General features: G+C 36.1%; 12 protein-coding genes. 6 read left to right on the plus strand and 6 right to left on the minus strand.

Annotated features, from left to right (window positions below; translation table 11 throughout):
- Nucleotides 1-626 precede the first annotated feature (626 nt).
- Both BLT46_RS03040 and BLT46_RS03045 read right to left on the minus strand, forming a co-directional pair.
- Complete coding sequence (locus BLT46_RS03040) at nucleotides 627-2,546, minus strand: OmpA family protein (RefSeq protein ID WP_090406009.1); 1,920 nt, start codon at nucleotides 2,544-2,546, stop codon at nucleotides 627-629.
- A 308-nt stretch (nucleotides 2,547-2,854) separates the two neighbouring features.
- Nucleotides 2,855-3,700, minus strand: a complete 846-nt coding sequence (locus BLT46_RS03045) for a prephenate dehydratase (RefSeq protein ID WP_090406012.1) — start codon at nucleotides 3,698-3,700, stop codon at nucleotides 2,855-2,857.
- Between the two features lie 263 nt (nucleotides 3,701-3,963).
- Between BLT46_RS03045 and BLT46_RS03050 the strand changes: the two genes are divergently transcribed.
- The 3 genes from BLT46_RS03050 (at nucleotide 3,964) to BLT46_RS03060 (ending at nucleotide 6,683) form a co-directional block, all read left to right on the plus strand.
- On the plus strand, nucleotides 3,964-4,557 hold the full coding sequence (locus BLT46_RS03050; RefSeq protein WP_090406015.1) for a glutathione peroxidase: 594 nt from the start codon (nucleotides 3,964-3,966) through the stop codon (nucleotides 4,555-4,557).
- A gap of 60 nt (nucleotides 4,558-4,617) precedes the next feature.
- Nucleotides 4,618-6,270, plus strand: a complete 1,653-nt coding sequence (gene menD / locus BLT46_RS03055; protein WP_090406016.1) for a 2-succinyl-5-enolpyruvyl-6-hydroxy-3-cyclohexene-1-carboxylic-acid synthase — start codon at nucleotides 4,618-4,620, stop codon at nucleotides 6,268-6,270.
- 68 nt (nucleotides 6,271-6,338) lie between these two features.
- The gene (locus tag BLT46_RS03060) at nucleotides 6,339-6,683 is read left to right on the plus strand and encodes a DUF2853 family protein (RefSeq protein ID WP_090406019.1); all 345 of its coding nucleotides are present in this window, start codon (nucleotides 6,339-6,341) and stop codon (nucleotides 6,681-6,683) included.
- Between the two features lie 542 nt (nucleotides 6,684-7,225).
- Here the strand turns inward: BLT46_RS03060 and BLT46_RS03065 are convergent.
- The 3 genes from BLT46_RS03065 to BLT46_RS03075 form a co-directional block, all read right to left on the minus strand.
- Nucleotides 7,226-8,557: an amidohydrolase gene (locus tag BLT46_RS03065; protein ID WP_090406023.1), complete on the minus strand. Its 1,332-nt coding sequence runs from the start codon at nucleotides 8,555-8,557 to the stop codon at nucleotides 7,226-7,228.
- 118 nt (nucleotides 8,558-8,675) lie between these two features.
- On the minus strand, nucleotides 8,676-9,551 hold the full coding sequence (locus tag BLT46_RS03070; RefSeq protein ID WP_245722929.1) for an AraC family transcriptional regulator: 876 nt from the start codon (nucleotides 9,549-9,551) through the stop codon (nucleotides 8,676-8,678).
- Nucleotides 9,552-10,149: 598 nt separating this feature from the next.
- The gene (locus tag BLT46_RS03075) at nucleotides 10,150-11,682 is read right to left on the minus strand and encodes a SulP family inorganic anion transporter (protein WP_090406029.1); all 1,533 of its coding nucleotides are present in this window, start codon (nucleotides 11,680-11,682) and stop codon (nucleotides 10,150-10,152) included.
- A 371-nt stretch (nucleotides 11,683-12,053) separates the two neighbouring features.
- Here BLT46_RS03075 and BLT46_RS03080 point away from each other — a divergent pair, with 371 nt between their 5' ends.
- From BLT46_RS03080 to BLT46_RS03090, 3 genes are all read left to right on the plus strand, one after another.
- Nucleotides 12,054-12,272, plus strand: a complete 219-nt coding sequence (locus tag BLT46_RS03080) for a hypothetical protein (protein WP_090406032.1) — start codon at nucleotides 12,054-12,056, stop codon at nucleotides 12,270-12,272.
- Between the two features lie 87 nt (nucleotides 12,273-12,359).
- On the plus strand, nucleotides 12,360-12,827 hold the full coding sequence (locus tag BLT46_RS03085; RefSeq protein WP_090406035.1) for a hypothetical protein: 468 nt from the start codon (nucleotides 12,360-12,362) through the stop codon (nucleotides 12,825-12,827).
- 183 nt (nucleotides 12,828-13,010) lie between these two features.
- Nucleotides 13,011-14,102: a hypothetical protein gene (locus BLT46_RS03090; protein WP_090406038.1), complete on the plus strand. Its 1,092-nt coding sequence runs from the start codon at nucleotides 13,011-13,013 to the stop codon at nucleotides 14,100-14,102.
- Between the two features lie 462 nt (nucleotides 14,103-14,564).
- On the opposite strand, the gene bshA is transcribed toward BLT46_RS03090, so the two are convergent.
- Nucleotides 14,565-15,692, minus strand: coding sequence for an N-acetyl-alpha-D-glucosaminyl L-malate synthase BshA (bshA, locus tag BLT46_RS03095; protein ID WP_090406041.1), 1,128 nt, complete (start codon nucleotides 15,690-15,692; stop codon nucleotides 14,565-14,567).
- Nucleotides 15,693-15,886: the final 194 nt, after the last annotated feature.

The following is a 15,886-nucleotide window of genomic DNA, read 5'->3' on the forward strand; positions in this document are numbered from 1 at the left end:
TTCTTGGGTTGTTTTGTCGTACCTATTTTGTACTTACCAAATGTATTATAGATTTACATCACAAACAAATTCAACAACTTACACTAAAAACAAAGCCTTTGCATATCGCGATTTATCAGCCCTTTTAAATTCGCTTTTTTTACTATTCATTATTGTTTTATTTGCACTTAAAAATAACTTTATAAAAGAGTTATTATACCAGAGTTATAAATGACCTAATTTTTATGCTATAGATAACCTATTTATACTATATAAAATATAATTTATTCCTGCATACTATGTTAATCTATTTCATTCACAATTTATGATTATAAAAATAATATTTAACAATAATTTAACTTAAATATATTGTATTAAAACCATTACTACTCCTAAAAAAACCTTTAAAGTGATCTATTAACATAAAAATCACAATTCAAAGACAATACATTGTTTACAAAAAGCGATGCTCAACTCCTTTTTAAAAGCATTTGTTTTCAAAAAATACGCTTCTAAAAGATAAACATATAAACTACTTTATGAATATTTGTGTACGCTACCTTTTAAAAAAAGGAGAGCTAAAAACACCCAAAAAGAAAAGAGGGTGACCTTTTGGAACACCCTCTTTTTACTATATTTCACACAGCTTATTTACTCAAAATAATAAACTCTGATCTTCTGTTTTGTGCATTCTCCCACTCCGAACAAGGCTCACAAATCACTTTCAACTCTTGTGATCCATAACCTTGATACTCTAAGCGGTCTGCTTCTATGCCTTGCGAAATCAAATATTCTACTGTTGATTTTGCTCTGGCTTGAGATAACTTTAAGTTGTACTCTGCTTTCCCTTTGCTGTCTGAATGTGAATTAACCTTAATACGCATATTTGGATAGCGCTTCATCACCTTAACTAACTTATTCAACTCCTCCTTACTTTCTTCTGTAATATCTACTTGGTCAAAAGCAAACTGAATATCTGCTAAGCTAATCTTATCTTCTTCAATCATCAACTCATCTAACGGCCTTAGCATTACTTCAATGCTTTGTACTCCTTCGGTATCATTTCCTACGACTTCAATTACCTCATCTAAGTAATCTGGATGAGACACCTTAATTTTATATTTCCCCTTACAGGTTATAAATTCACGTGCTACCCCATTCTTTCGCGTGTAAACCTTCCCTTCTACATTGCGTCTATCATTGATAAACTCTACTTGTACATCGGCTACGGGTTTGTTAAACTGCTTGTTTTTTGCCAATACAGAAAACTCGATATTACACACAGGTAACGCTTTGTAAACGTCTTTACGACCAATGCGATCTGACGAAAATAGCCCTACTTCTTTTGACGGATAGTATGAAAAAGCAAAGTCATTCTTAACTGTATTAATTGGCGCACCCACATTGACTGGCTTACTACCTGGCGTATTCATATCAACCACATAGATGTCCATTCCTCCATAACCACCCCAACGGTCTGATGTAAAGTAAAGCTTGTTGTCTTCTGCCAAGAAAGGATAATCATTTCGAGTACCTGAGTTAATAGCCGGACCTAAGTTTTCGGGTTGTCCAAACTCATCATCTTCTAACAATGCTACTCGCCACAAGTCTAACTCACCCAAACTGCCTGGCATATTGGAAGCGAAGTACAAATATTTACCGTCACTGCTTATGGTTGGATTAGTGTACATATATCCTGCTTTTGTAAAAGGCAACGGCTTAATCTTTTTCCACTGTTTTCCTTTCAACTTCGCATAGAACAAACTCATTAGTCTGTCGCGGTGTTTTACTTCTTTATTGCTTCTAAACTTTCTATTTCTATACGCCTCAGACGCAAAGTAAAAACGCTGCCCGTCTGGCGAACTTACCGCCATTCCATCGTGAAAGCGTTTATTTACTCTTCCTTTCACGTGGTTCACTTCAAAAGTAGGCTCTGCCTTCCCTTTAAAACTTGCAAAGTAAATATCTGTATTGGGTTTTCCCTCCCATTTTTCGCGTACTTCAAATAGTTTACGCGGAATCTTCTTTTCGTGTTTGGTGCGATTAGAAACCATATAAATGGTATCTCCTGCATTCATCCACGCACCGTATGTATCGTAAACACGGTCGTTCATTCCCGACTCAGCAAACGAATACCTCGGTTCTAAGTCCGCCAACAAATCGTGTGCATTTGGATTAGCTAAGAAATCCTTTGCTCTTGAATCGCCTGCTGCCTTTGCTGCAAATTGTTGCATCACTTCTTTTGCAACAACATATCGCCCATTTCTCTCCAAAACCTTAGCATACTTATAATATACCTCAGCAGGAACGTCAGGATCCTTTACAATCGCCTTGCCGTAATAACGAGACGCTTCAATGTCTTTAGACAATCGGTCATAACAATCCGCTAATTGCAAAAAGATGTAATTATCAGTTCTCACACCTCTCACCAATCGCCTATATTCCTCCGCTGCCTTTGTATACTCCGTATTCTTATAGTACTTGTCTGCCTTTTTCAAACTGGGTTTCCCCTTGGCTTGAACAGACATACTGAAAGCACATAATAGTGTTATCAATAAAATTCTCATATACACATCTTAATTTTCACAACAAAGATTTTACCCTTCGCTACTTTTTATGATTTCTAATCAAAAATACTATTTATAATTCGCTTAACCTTATATATGCTAACGTCTTTTTTTAAAATTAGTTGCGTTATTTCTTAGCAAATCGTTTTTAATGGCTCTTTTAAGTAGTTTTGAAGAACCCCTAATTTCTTATAAAGGCTTTTTTAGGTAGAAAGACTCTTTACAGTAAAGCACATTAACCTACCTCAGCATAAGCCACAAAAAAAGGCGTGATAAACTCACACCTTTTTTACTATAATTTTCTTCCGTTAATACTGATAGTCAGACGGAATCTGGTCTTCCATATACTCGCCTAAAACCTTGAAAAAACGGGTTGCTTGACGTACTTTTTCCAAGGCTTGGTAATACTTCTCGTAGTCGTTATTAACCAATACTACATTGGCGTGAAACGAATATTGAAACACGCTTCCTGTAAGTGGAACCGACTGTATCTTACTTAGGTTTAAATCGTGAGAGGCAAATATCTCTAAAACACGGTTTAGACTCCCCTTTTGGTGATCGGTATAGAAATACAAACTTGCCTTGTTAAACCCTTCTACTTGCTTTGGTTGCTTGCTCAGCAGATAAAAGCGAGTATAATTGTCATATACATCGTGAATGTTTTCTGCTAACACTTCTAAGCCATACATCTCTGCCGCCAACATTGACCCAATAGATGCCACACCTTTATATTGGTTATTCTTGATATTACGCGCACACGTAGCTGTATCGTCCATTGCTAATCGCTTCCACGTTTCATATTGATCAAGAAAGTTTTCACATTGTAACAACGCCATTGGGTGCGTACGTACCTCTGAAATATCGGCTAACGATTGCCCTTCTAAAGCCAGTAAATTGTGCTTTATAGGCAACTTAACCTCTCCCCAGATATACAGGTCGTTCTTCGTCATCAAGGAATAATTTGGCAAAATAGACCCCGCTATGGAGTTTTCAATCGCCATCATACCATAATTTGCTTGTTCGCTAACTACTTGTTTAACAAGTGAGTTAAACGTAGGACTGTCCACAATCTCTACTGCTTCTTCTTTAAAAAATCGGTTCACTGCTTCATGGTGAAAAGACCCTTTAATCCCTTGAATGACAACTGATTTCATAATTAATTCTTTTTTCTGGTTAAATCAAGTTACCAAAGTTAAAAGATTCACAGAAAAAACAGCTTTTTATATAACTTATTTTTACTATTAATTAAAGGCTACTCATTTTAACGTTTTATCCTCATTTTCAAGTGATAGCAATCCTCCTCTTTTTCTTTGTAAAAAGAGTTGTTATTTTATCCTTTCTTTTATAAATCCGTTAAATTCTACGCCTATATCAAAATCAATTCGTAATTTGGAACCTTATTAAAACTAATAATTTTATGAAAAAACTAATGTTAATAGCGGCTCTTGCCTTTGCTGTTCCAACGTTTGCCTATACTGACCTTACCAATTTAAAAACAACTATAAACATGAAAGAAACGCCTAAAGACAAGAAAACAATTTACCAGTTTAAGGTAACAGACCTTTATGGAGAAGAGTTTGACTTTGCTTCTTTAAAAGGAAAAAAGATCTTAATCGTAAACACAGCTTCTGAATGTGGATTAACTCCGCAGTACAAACAACTTCAAAGCTTGTATAACGAATATGGTGGAGACAACTTCGTAATTGTTGGTTTCCCTGCTAATAACTTTGGGGCACAAGAGCCTGGAAGTAATGAAGAAATCGCTACTTTCTGTGAGCAAAACTACGGAGTTAGCTTTCCAATGATGTCTAAAATATCTGTAAAAGGTGCTGATATGGCTCCGATTTACGAGTTTTTGACTAAAAAATCAAAGAATGGTTATGCGGATAGTGAAGTAGAGTGGAATTTCCAAAAATACTTAATTGACGAAACAGGTCATTTAGTAAAAGTTGTAAACCCACGTATCTTGCCAACTGACCCTGAAATTAAAGATTGGGTAAGAGCAAAATAAGATTGCTTAACGACGGTTTTTGCCGTGTTTGTTCGTATATTTGGGTTTTAGTTTGTAATTATGACTTATCCAGAAATAGAATTAGCACAAAGCATTATTGAAATCTGTAAAGCAAAAAATATACAACGTATTATAATATCTCCAGGATCACGCAATGCCCCGCTTACAATCGGGTTTGCAAGTGATCCTTTTTTTACGTGTTATAGTATCGCTGACGAACGCTGTGCAGCTTTCTTTGGAATGGGAATAGCACAACAAGAGCAGTTTCCCATCGCTTTAGTATGTACTTCGGGTTCTGCCCTTTTAAACTACTACCCGGCTGTAGCAGAGGCTTTTTATAGCCAAATACCCTTGATTGTTATTTCTGCTGATAGGCCTACTCAAAAAATTGATATCGGAGACGGACAAACAATTCGCCAACGCAATGTATATGAAAACCACATCCTTTATAGCGCTAACCTTCACGAAGAGGCTAATGTAGAGAATGATATGCTGATCAACAATGCGATTAATACGGCAATTGCTAAAAAGGGTCCTGTTCACATCAACGCGCCTTTTGAAGAACCGTTGTACAACACTGTAGACGCTTTAACGGTTACGCCTACGATTATAGATATGGAGGAGCTTCCTCCTGCTTTTAAAGATTATACTCCTTATGTAGAGGATTGGAATAAATCTGCAAAGAAACTGGTACTTGTAGGTGTGAATACGCCACACGTACTGAGTGAGGCTATTGTCAATTGGTTAGCGAACGACCCTTCTGTGGTAGTGCTAACTGAAACGACGTCTAACCTACACCACCCTATGTTTATTGAGCATATCGACCGTATTATCACCACGTTTTCTCAAGAGGACTTTGAAAACTTGCAACCAGATATTTTGGTTACGTTTGGGGGAATGGTTGTTAGTAAACGCATCAAGGCTTTCTTGCGCAAATATAAACCAGGACAACACTGGCACATAGACACGCTACGCCATTACGACACGTACACCGCTTTAAATAGAACGGTATTCGAAACGCCTGAGGTATTCTTTGAAATGCTTCAAAACAATACGCAACCTCTTGCTTCTTCTTATCAGGCGTGGATGTTGGGTATTGCAACGCAGCGTTTGGCTAAACACAATGCTTTTTTAAAAACAATACCGTTCTCTGATTTAAAGGTGTTTGAGGTGTTGTTTGACCAATTGCCACAACATACCCAATTGCAAATAAGCAATAGTTCTGCTATTCGCTATGCGCAATTGCTTAAAATAGACTCATCTGTTGAAGTATTTTGCAACAGAGGAACGAGTGGCATAGACGGAAGTACTTCTACGGCTATTGGAGCTGCAGTTGCTTCTAACAAGCCAACGGTATTGATTACTGGAGATATCAGCTTCCTTTATGACAGCAACGGGTTGTGGAACAACTATATTCCGAGCAATTTTAAGATTGTATTGCTTAATAACCGCGGTGGTGGTATTTTTAGAATATTGCCAGGACATAAGGAGAATGAAATATTTAATACCTTTTTTGAGACTACTCACAATCATACCGCAGAGCATTTAGCGAAGATGTATGGCTTTAATTACCTTACGGCTGAGAATGAAGCACAGCTAAAGGAGGTGTCTCATCAATTTTGGAACACTAATAATCAACCTTGTATTTTAGAGGTATTCACGCCTACACAGATAAATAATGAGGTCTTAAGCAACTATTTTCGCAGTATGTAATTTTAACAATAATTAGTCTGTACATATTGTAATTTTCAGTACCTTGTAGTCGTTAAAAAAAAAGTTATATGAGTAAAAGAGCCGAACTTATTGAAAAGTATGCTGCAGATCTTAAAGAGAAATGTGGTGTAACTCCAAACATGGAATTATTAGAGAAAGTAACTATCGGATGTGGTCCTTCTATTTACAACAAGGATTCTTCTACAGTAGCAAGTTCTTCTGAATCAGAATTAGCAACAGTTAAAAACAACTTCTTAATCAAGAAATTAGGTTTAAAAGACGATGCTAAATTAGATGAAGCTATTGCTAAAGTTATGGACCAATATGGTCAATCTAACAGAAATAAATACAGAGCTGTAGTATATTACTTACTAACAGTTCACTTCAAAAAAGAAAGTGTTTATAATAAATAGTACTATTGTGTACCAAGAAAAGCCACTAATTTTAGTGGCTTTTTTTATGCTTTATTGTGAAGTTTATATGCTCTAATGAATTTATTTTATCTTTTTAAGCATACTTCTTGGGCTGTTTTTATTATTTTATTAAGCTGTCTTGTATTTTGCCAAGTAACTTAGCAGAATACAATGTATTGTTTTTCAGCACAATAAATATCTTGTTAGGAACTTCTTTCGGAACAGTTGCGGAATAATGCAAGACTTGTTCGGAAAACACCCCCTTTTTCCGAACAAGTTCCAATGCGTTCCCAAATCGTTCCCAAACAAAACACGTTTAAAAACAAAAAAGCCAACCCTATGAAGGATTGGCTTAGTTTAGAAATATAAATTTTAATAATTAAGATTCAAAACACACTAAATCAAGATGCTATTAAAAAATATTTCTAAGAACAAGAATTCGCCCGAGGGCTAACTCTTCGTTAATTAAAAAAATATAAAATTGGGCTATGAAAAAAAAATTCTCTGTTACTTAAATAGCTTACTCTCTTTTCAAGAGACAACTATTCTTTGATATAAACCATTTTCCCTTGGTTAAAGACTTGTTCTCGTTGTGGTAATCGCGCTACTGCTTCTGCAGAACAACTTGCTTTTACCAATACAAAACTCGCCTCATCTCCTACCTTGGGCCATTGACGCTCTCCTTTGTTTGAAAGGGGTAACACTTGGTCTTTTGTTGCTATTTGCAACGCTCTACTCAAGTGATAATCGTCTGTCCATCCGTATAATTCCGCACAGTACTTTGCTTTTTCAAGCATATCACAGCTTCCAAATGGTTGCCAGTGATCTATGATACTATCGGTTCCCGTCATCACTTTTACCTTGTGTTTGTACAAAGTCGGTATTGGCATTGTCATCCGCCCAATAGGCACACTTGTAATTACCCCAATACCAAAGTGATTGAACTGTTCGGCAATGCTTTCCAGTTTACTTTGTTCTATTTGTGCCAATGCAAAGCCGTGACTAATGTAGGTACGTCCTTGTAATGCTTTGTTTTCACTTACTCTTTTAATGATGTATTCAATAGCCGGAAGTCCCGTAGATGCTCCTTCGTGAAGGTGAATATCTACGCCTTTGTTGTAGTCTAAGGCAATTTGAAACATACTATCAAGTGATTTCTCCATATTCCCATCTACCGTGGTCGGATCTAATCCTCCAATGTAGTCAATGCCCATTTGAGCAGACTCACGCAACAATGCTTCTGAATCTGAATACAGAATACCGTGTTGTGGAAAGGCAACTATCTCTGCTTGAATGCCCTCTTTTTTGTTAGATAAGGCAACTTGTAGATGCTCCAAACTCTTCAACCCACTTGTAGGGTCTATATTTGTTTGACATCTTGTAAAATACGTTCCTTGACTATTCATCAGGTCAATTGCCATTTCGGCTTTTTCAACTGATTTCTCTAATAATCCCGGTAATATTCGCTGTTCAAGTGCTATCATATCCTTGACAGAATTACCCGGTCTGGGTTCTCCGTACCAACGTTCACCAAAAAACGTCTTGTCAATATGGATATGCATATCCCTTAATCCTGGCAACATTAACAATTCGCCTGCGTCTATTGTAGCTATAGAAAACGTCTTTACTCCTGCTTTGTCAATTGACTTTATAAGGCCATCAACAATATACAAGTCATACAACTCCGTTTGAGTTCCATTTACTTGACCATTGTCATTGTAAACAAAGTTGTTTTCTAAGCGAACATTCAACAAGGCGAATTCATTAACGTCTTCTAATTTTTGTTGTTGTTTCTTTTGAGAATAGCCATTTGAAGGGACAAACAATCCTCCCATAGCGGCAGTCGTAATCCCTAAAAATTGTTTCCTATTCATCGTCTTTTGAATTTATAGATTGTGGTGGTGGTCTAAAGTAACTTGTTCAAAACCTGGTTATTTATTCCATTGCAACAATCACAAAGATAAAAGCCAACGCCCAAGCCATATTGAGGTTTTATTCCTCTTTATTGTAATTTTTATAATTTGTTCTGAACTCCCCTGGAGTCACTCCCATTTGTCGTCTAAAAAAGTTATTGAAATAGCTGGTATCATTGAAAGACAGAGAAAAAGCAATCTCTTTTACAGACACATTAGTCGTTGTTAAAAGTCGCTTTGCTTCTAATAAGATACGGTCCATAATAAGTGAACTTGCCGTAATTCCCAAGTATTTCTTACACAGTATATTTAAATAATTTGCTGTAATTTTTAATTCCTCCGCGTAGAAAGCAACGTTGCTGTGTACTCTAAAGTTTTGCTCAATTAGCTTCTCAAAAGCCAAGATACTCTTGTCCATTGTATTCCAATCGATATTTGAATAAGAGCTTAAGTAATCTTTTTGTAAGTATTTTAACAACAAGTGAAAACTCAATAAAGAAATCTCTTTATCTAACACTTTCTTTCCTTTCAAGCTCTTTTCTAACGCTTCTAATTGTGCTTTATACTTTTCGTAACTATCCTTCTTCAATTGTAAGCAGTTTGGTGCACCTAATTGAAAAAATGGCAAGGCACTATAAGTAGCATTAAGCGTTTTTAAGATCATTGAAGAAAACATCATTTGATACCCAACCGTATGTTCTTCTAACATCCAATAGTGTACTTGTTGTGGTCTTAAAAAATAAACTTGATAGTCATTCACATTATGCGTTTTAAAGTCAATATCGTGAACTCCTCCTCCTTTTTCAACAAAGAAAACAAGGTAAAAATCATGTTTATGTGGCGTTATCAAATCATTTCGCCCTTTCTCCGTGTGTTTAAATAATGTAATGTCCCAAGTAGCTTCTCCCAAAATATTTGAAGCTGACAAGGTCTCTATTTTTGTAGTATTAGCCAATTGTAGTAAGATTTAAAAAATAAAGTAAATATGTTTCGAATAAAAGTATATAAAATCAAATATCTAATGAACAATATTTAGTTAAATATAACAAACATTCTCATAATGAGAATTTATATGAAGTAAAAACACATTAATAACCCTAAAAAAGTGCTTCCGGTTATTCGTGTTGAAAGTAAAAAGCTCATTCCGAAGAATGAGCTTTAAAGTGATATTAATTTAGTAAATGAATTAATTATTCGTTTCTAAGTGGAGTAAATAAATGCTTTTCTTTTTTGTTTTTCTTCTCCTCATCCTTTGCTATTACTGGGGTACCAGCTTTTCAGAAACAAAAAAACAAGCTTTTTTGTGAACTTTACTCTTGACAAATAAAACGCTTTTTTTGTTAAAACACAAATTGTTAGCGCAATTTTGTTCTTTTTTTATGTTATCGCACAATTTCTAATGCTAATCATTTTCATTAGATTATTGTTTCCTTTTACATACTGTAAACAAAAAAGTGTAAAAGCAACCACAGCGTATTAGGAGTTCATTATGATATATTCTCTATTTTCTTTCTTTCATATCTTCATAAATAATTTGCTAACTATTTGTGAGGTTAATCTCCCATTACTTTATAGGTAGGGTCTTTGGCAATATTTACTTCCACCATATCTTTTGCGTTGTCTAACAAGTGATAACAGTCGTAACTCAAATGACGTAGGATTACTTTTTTATGGTGTGAGGCGTACAGTTTTGTCAATTTATTCACTGCCTCAATAGCCGACATATCAGCAATGCGCGACTCCTTAAAGTCAATGATTACTTCTTCTGGGTCTTCTAATGGGTTAAACTTTTCTGAGAAAGTAGTTGTTGATCCAAAAAATAACGGTCCGTAGATAGCATATACCTTCGCTCCGTTTTCATCAATAGATACACGTGCACGAATGCGTTTAGCGTTGTCCCAAGCGAATACTAAGGCAGAAATGATTACTCCTACAAACACTGCTAAAGCCAGATTGTGTAGTATAATTGTGATAGCTGCTACGGTTATTCCGACAATAACATCGGCTTTAGGCATTTTAGTAATGAGTTTAAACGAAAACCACTTAAATGTTGTAATAGCCACAATCATCATTACTCCCACTAATGCTGCCATTGGTATTTGCTCAATAACGGGGGCTCCGACTAAAATAACCAGTAAAATGGTAACGGCACTTAAGATAGCTGATATACGTGTACGACCACCTGAATTAAGGTTAACTAACGTTTGGGCTACCATAGCACATCCTCCCATTCCGCCAAAGAACCCGTTGATTACATTAGCATAACCTTGTGCTCTGGCTTCTTTATTGGTGTCTCCTTTGGTATAAGTGATTTCATCTACCATATTTAACGTCAATAGGGACTCTATCAAACCAACGGCTGCCATAACCACAGAGTACGGCAGGATAATCTTAAGTGTGTCTAAAGTAAAGGGAACACTTGGCAAGTGAAATTGGGGTAACGAACCGCTTACAGATGCAATGTCTGCTACGCGTTTGGTGTCGATTTGCAAAAAGAAAACGACTGCGGTTAGTACTAATATTGCTACTAATGACGAGGGAACTGCTTTTGTAATTTTAGGTAATCCCAGTACAATTCCAATGGTAAGCAAGGTTAGTCCACCCATAATAAATAATGGCATTCCTGACAACCATTGCGTTTGTCCGTCCACAACAACGGAAAATTGCTTCACCTGTGCCATAAAGATAATAACGGCTAATCCGTTTAAGAATCCATACATAACTGGTTGTGGAATAAGGCGCACAAACTTGCCGAGCTTGAATACTCCCACTAAAAACTGTATAATTCCGGCTAATATAACTGCGGCTAACAAATATTGTACTCCTTCTGTACTGATTAACGCCATCATTACGACGATAGTTGCCCCTGCTCCACCGGCAATCATTCCGGGTCTTCCGCCAAAGAAAGCGGTTACTATTCCCATTAAGAAAGCGGCATATAATCCCATTAAAGGCGACAATCCTGCTAAAATGGCAAAAGATAGCGACTCCGGAATCATTGTCATTGCAGAGGTTAATCCGGCAAATATCTCGTTTTTATATCCGTATTTTCGAAGTGACTGAACTTCAGCCCACAATTCTTTCATAGTGTTCTATTGTTTAAAAAAGACTGCAAAAATACAGCAATACTCCCCTTTTCTCCTGTTATTTAACATTGGTATAAGTGTTATTTCAATGTGAAAACAGGTATTAAAGTTAGTGATTAAGACGAAACATCGAGAAGCCTTTGGTTTGATGGCTTGCAGTTTTTAGATTTATCGATGTGTAAGTATATTTTTTGCTGTTAGACCAATTGCCTATATATCAAGGGTAACCTCGCTTGAAAAGAAAACACAAGTTGTATTATCTGCTAAAAACGCTTGTAAGAAAAGTTACTGTAAGGACTTGAATTTTTCTTGCTTTTTATGTTTATTGTAGTTTAATCAACTGACAAATAAACCTTAAACGTAATAACACTATGAAAGACATTCAGATTGGACAACTTATTTTTACTAAAAAAGCGGTATTACTCATTGCTTTTCGCTTCTTTTTGTTGGGAATGGCAATTGGGGTAAGTGTTGCCTTAAAAGATGAACACGCAAATTGGGCTTTGCCTATTATTTTCTCTGGCGTAATCTTGTCTTTGCTTACTTTTAGAAAAACTACCGCAGAGAATATTATTGATGTAACTAAATAACGTTTGTAGAATGCCTACTTTTTTCTTATTCTAACTTGTCTATTGCCTGAAAACAGAATACTTTTGACAAAATAAAAAAGTAAACGCATGAAAAGAATGTTAATGATAGTTGGTGCTTTGACAATGATAAGCACTGCAATGGTAGGGTGTAAAGATTCTGCTAAAAAAACGGCACAACAACAAGCTGAAACTGTGGTTGTAGATGAAAAGGTGTTGATGGTAGATGGGGCTTATGTTTCTGAAGGATATACACAACGCGAAGAAGGATATGACTGGGTAAAAGTGATGGTTACTTCTACTGCTGCTGACGAGATTACAATTGCTATTCGCTCTCGTGAGGATATCAAAAAACCAACTTGTACTCTTGATGCGGTTGCAAAAAAAATTGGCGACCAAACGTACTTAGCGGAGTTAGAGGGTAAAAAAGTAACGTTTACTTTTACTGATAAATCGCTTGCTATTGAGGCTAAAGATGAAGCAGATAACAGTATCTTGTACTACTTCTGTTCGGGTGGTGCTTCTTTAAGAGGTACATATGAAAAAGTAAACGAGTAATTATCTTATGATACAAAAGCACTTCTTTATGAGGTGCTTTTTTTATACTCTTTGGTGAGCTTGTGTAAATAGCACATCTTTCTTGCTGTATTATCGTGTTAAATATATCTAAAAACAACAATGCCTTACTATAACAACAAAAAAGAATACCTACTTTAGAGAAAATACCTGATTATAAAGAATATGAAATTCGTTTTCAATACTATAAGCTTACTGATTACAGTAGCGACATTCTCTCAAAATAACGTAAATGACTTAAAAAAATCTCCTCTCTTTGCTTATGAAGTAATGGACTTAGATAATATGGAATATGCTAATGGGGACTTGCTTTGGCGTACGTTTGAGAAGGATACTATCATCAATAATAAATCTTTTAAAAAGTATAACCTTACTAGTATAAAAAACTTCGAGAAAGACTTAACGCGCAAGGAACTTTTCTATTATGAGTCGTTTGACAAGAATATGTATGAGAAGTTAAATGACAACTTGACTAAGTTGCATTCGTTTAAAACTAATGTGGATACGCAACAGGGGTTGTTGTTTGGTCAAAAGACGACGATTAAAGTAACCTTATCTTCTGCAATTGACGATTTAACGTTGGGAAACAATGCGGTGAGTACTTATTCCGACTTGGCTAATCCTACAGCATCTGTAAAATTGTCTGTTCCTCATCAATGGGCTATTGAGGAGGATAATGATAATGCGAATATCAAGCAGTTGTTTGGTGATTTCTTTACTAAACTCGCTGAGGGTATTCGCACCAACAAACAAACGTCTAATAAGCAGTTAAACAAGGTTGGCGATGAGTTACAAGTGGTGTACAACGCAATAGCTTATGATGCTATAACGGGTAAAGCTACGCGCAAGGATACGTATATCAACGATTTTAAGGTAGTTAAAGAAGTGGAGAGCAACGGTAAAAAGGGGATTGTTATTGAGTTGAGAAACTCTAAGTCTGCTGTTGTAACAAAGCAAACTGTTTTCTTGGATAACAACTTGTTTGTGTTTGACAACAATACGTCTATTCCTGCTAAAACCTACACTCGTAAAAAAGCGTTTAACGATAATGAGGGGCTTATTCTTGAAGGGGTTACGGATATAAAGGTGGGGGGTAGAACATTTCCTACTATTCACAAATATACTACAAACGGATTGTTTTATACTAAAACATTGAGCTTTTTCCCTGTTTACTTATCTGAAAAATATGGGGTTGAGAGTAGAATCAGCTATGCGAAGATTAACAATGTTGTTTATGGTAAAAAGATTAGTTTGTAGTTTGTAAGTTGTAACAGGTGGTATATATTTACTGCGTTATCACCTATCACACTTCACGTATTCCACACCACCGATGTAGGGGTGAATTACTATTCACCCGCAATGTTGTTTATTTATAAACAAACCTGCGTAATCCTTATCCACAAAGACGTTTTACGCTTCACGTTTCCCACACCACCGATGTAGGGGTGAATTACTATTCACCCGCAATGTTGTTTATTTATAAACAAACCTGCGTAATCCTTATCCAAAAAGACGTTTTACGCTTCACACATCACGTATCACGCTTCACGTATTCCACACCACCGATGTAGGGGTCAATTACTATTCACCCGCAATATTGTTTATTTATAAACAAACCTGCGTAATCCTTATCCACAAAGACGTTTTACGCTTCACACATAACGTTTTACGTTTCCCCAAAAAAAAGGGACACTCTATTGAGCATCCCTTTCGGTATATCTATTGGCCTTTAACTGCCTTTTCGTATAATTCTTCGTACAGTGGCAACACTTTATCTATGCTGAATTTCTTAGCCACCTCACGTGCGTTCTTTTTAAAACTACATAAAGTATCCTTGTCTTTCAATATCTTCAACGCGTTTTTCACCATATTATCCACATCTCTAACATCGCTCAAGTATCCTGAGACCCCGTCTTCATTAACCTCTGGTAGTCCTCCTGTATTACTCGAAATCACAGGTACACCCATTGCCATTGCCTCCAAAGCTGCAAGTCCGAAACTCTCCGTTTCCGATGGTAACAAAAATAAATCAGAATAAGATAAGATTGACTCAATCTCATTGCTATTTCCAAAGAAGATGATTTTGTCATAAATACCTAACTCCAATGCCATACGTTCTGCTGTTTCCTTTTCTGGTCCATCACCCACCAACATCAACTTAGCTGGTATTTCCTTTTGGATTCCGTAAAAAATAGACACAACATCATCAATGCGTTTTACCTTTCTAAAGTTACTGATATGGGTAATGATAAACTCGTCTTTACTTGCCATAGCACTACGCTTACACGGTGTATCGCCAGGGTCAAACTCTTTTACTTCAATGAAGTTTGGAATAACGTGAATCTCCTTTTTTGTACCAAATAACGAATGTGTTGATTGCTTAAGCGACTCAGAAACAGACGTTACAAAGTCTGAATTATTGATGCTAAAGCTCACCGCAGTTTTGTAATTCGGGTGATTTCCCACAAGCGTAATATCCGTACCGTGTAATGTTGTAATCATAGGTAAGTTAATTCCCTCTGCCATCAACATTTGCTTAGCCATAAAACCAGCATAAGCGTGAGGAATAGCGTAATGCACGTGTAAAACGTCTATTTTAAACAACTTAACCATATCTACCAATTTACTTGTCAAGGCAAGTTCATACGGTTGATAGTGAAACAAAGGATATTCTGGTACGTTTACTTCGTGGTAATATATATTGGGATTTAGCAATGCCAAACGAACGGGTTGACTATAAGTGATAAAGTGCACTTCGTGATCTCTTTTTGCTAACTCCAATCCTAATTCAGTAGCGACTACTCCACTACCTCCAAATGTTGGATAGCATACGATTGCTATTTTCATAAATATTTAAAACATGTTTTTGAACTCTAAATATAAATCTATTATTCAAAAGGAATGCCGAATTATAGAAGTTCTTTAATTTTTATACTCACATTTAACATTATCACTCCTTATTGTAAGCGCTTTTATTTAAACTTACAGGCTTATTTAGAACGCTCTACGCCTGTGATAGGCTGTCTTTCTTATTCTGATGG

Origin of the sequence: Myroides phaeus (genome assembly GCF_900099675.1) — a bacterium.
GTDB classification, from domain to species: Bacteria; Bacteroidota; Bacteroidia; order Flavobacteriales; family Flavobacteriaceae; genus Flavobacterium; species Flavobacterium phaeum.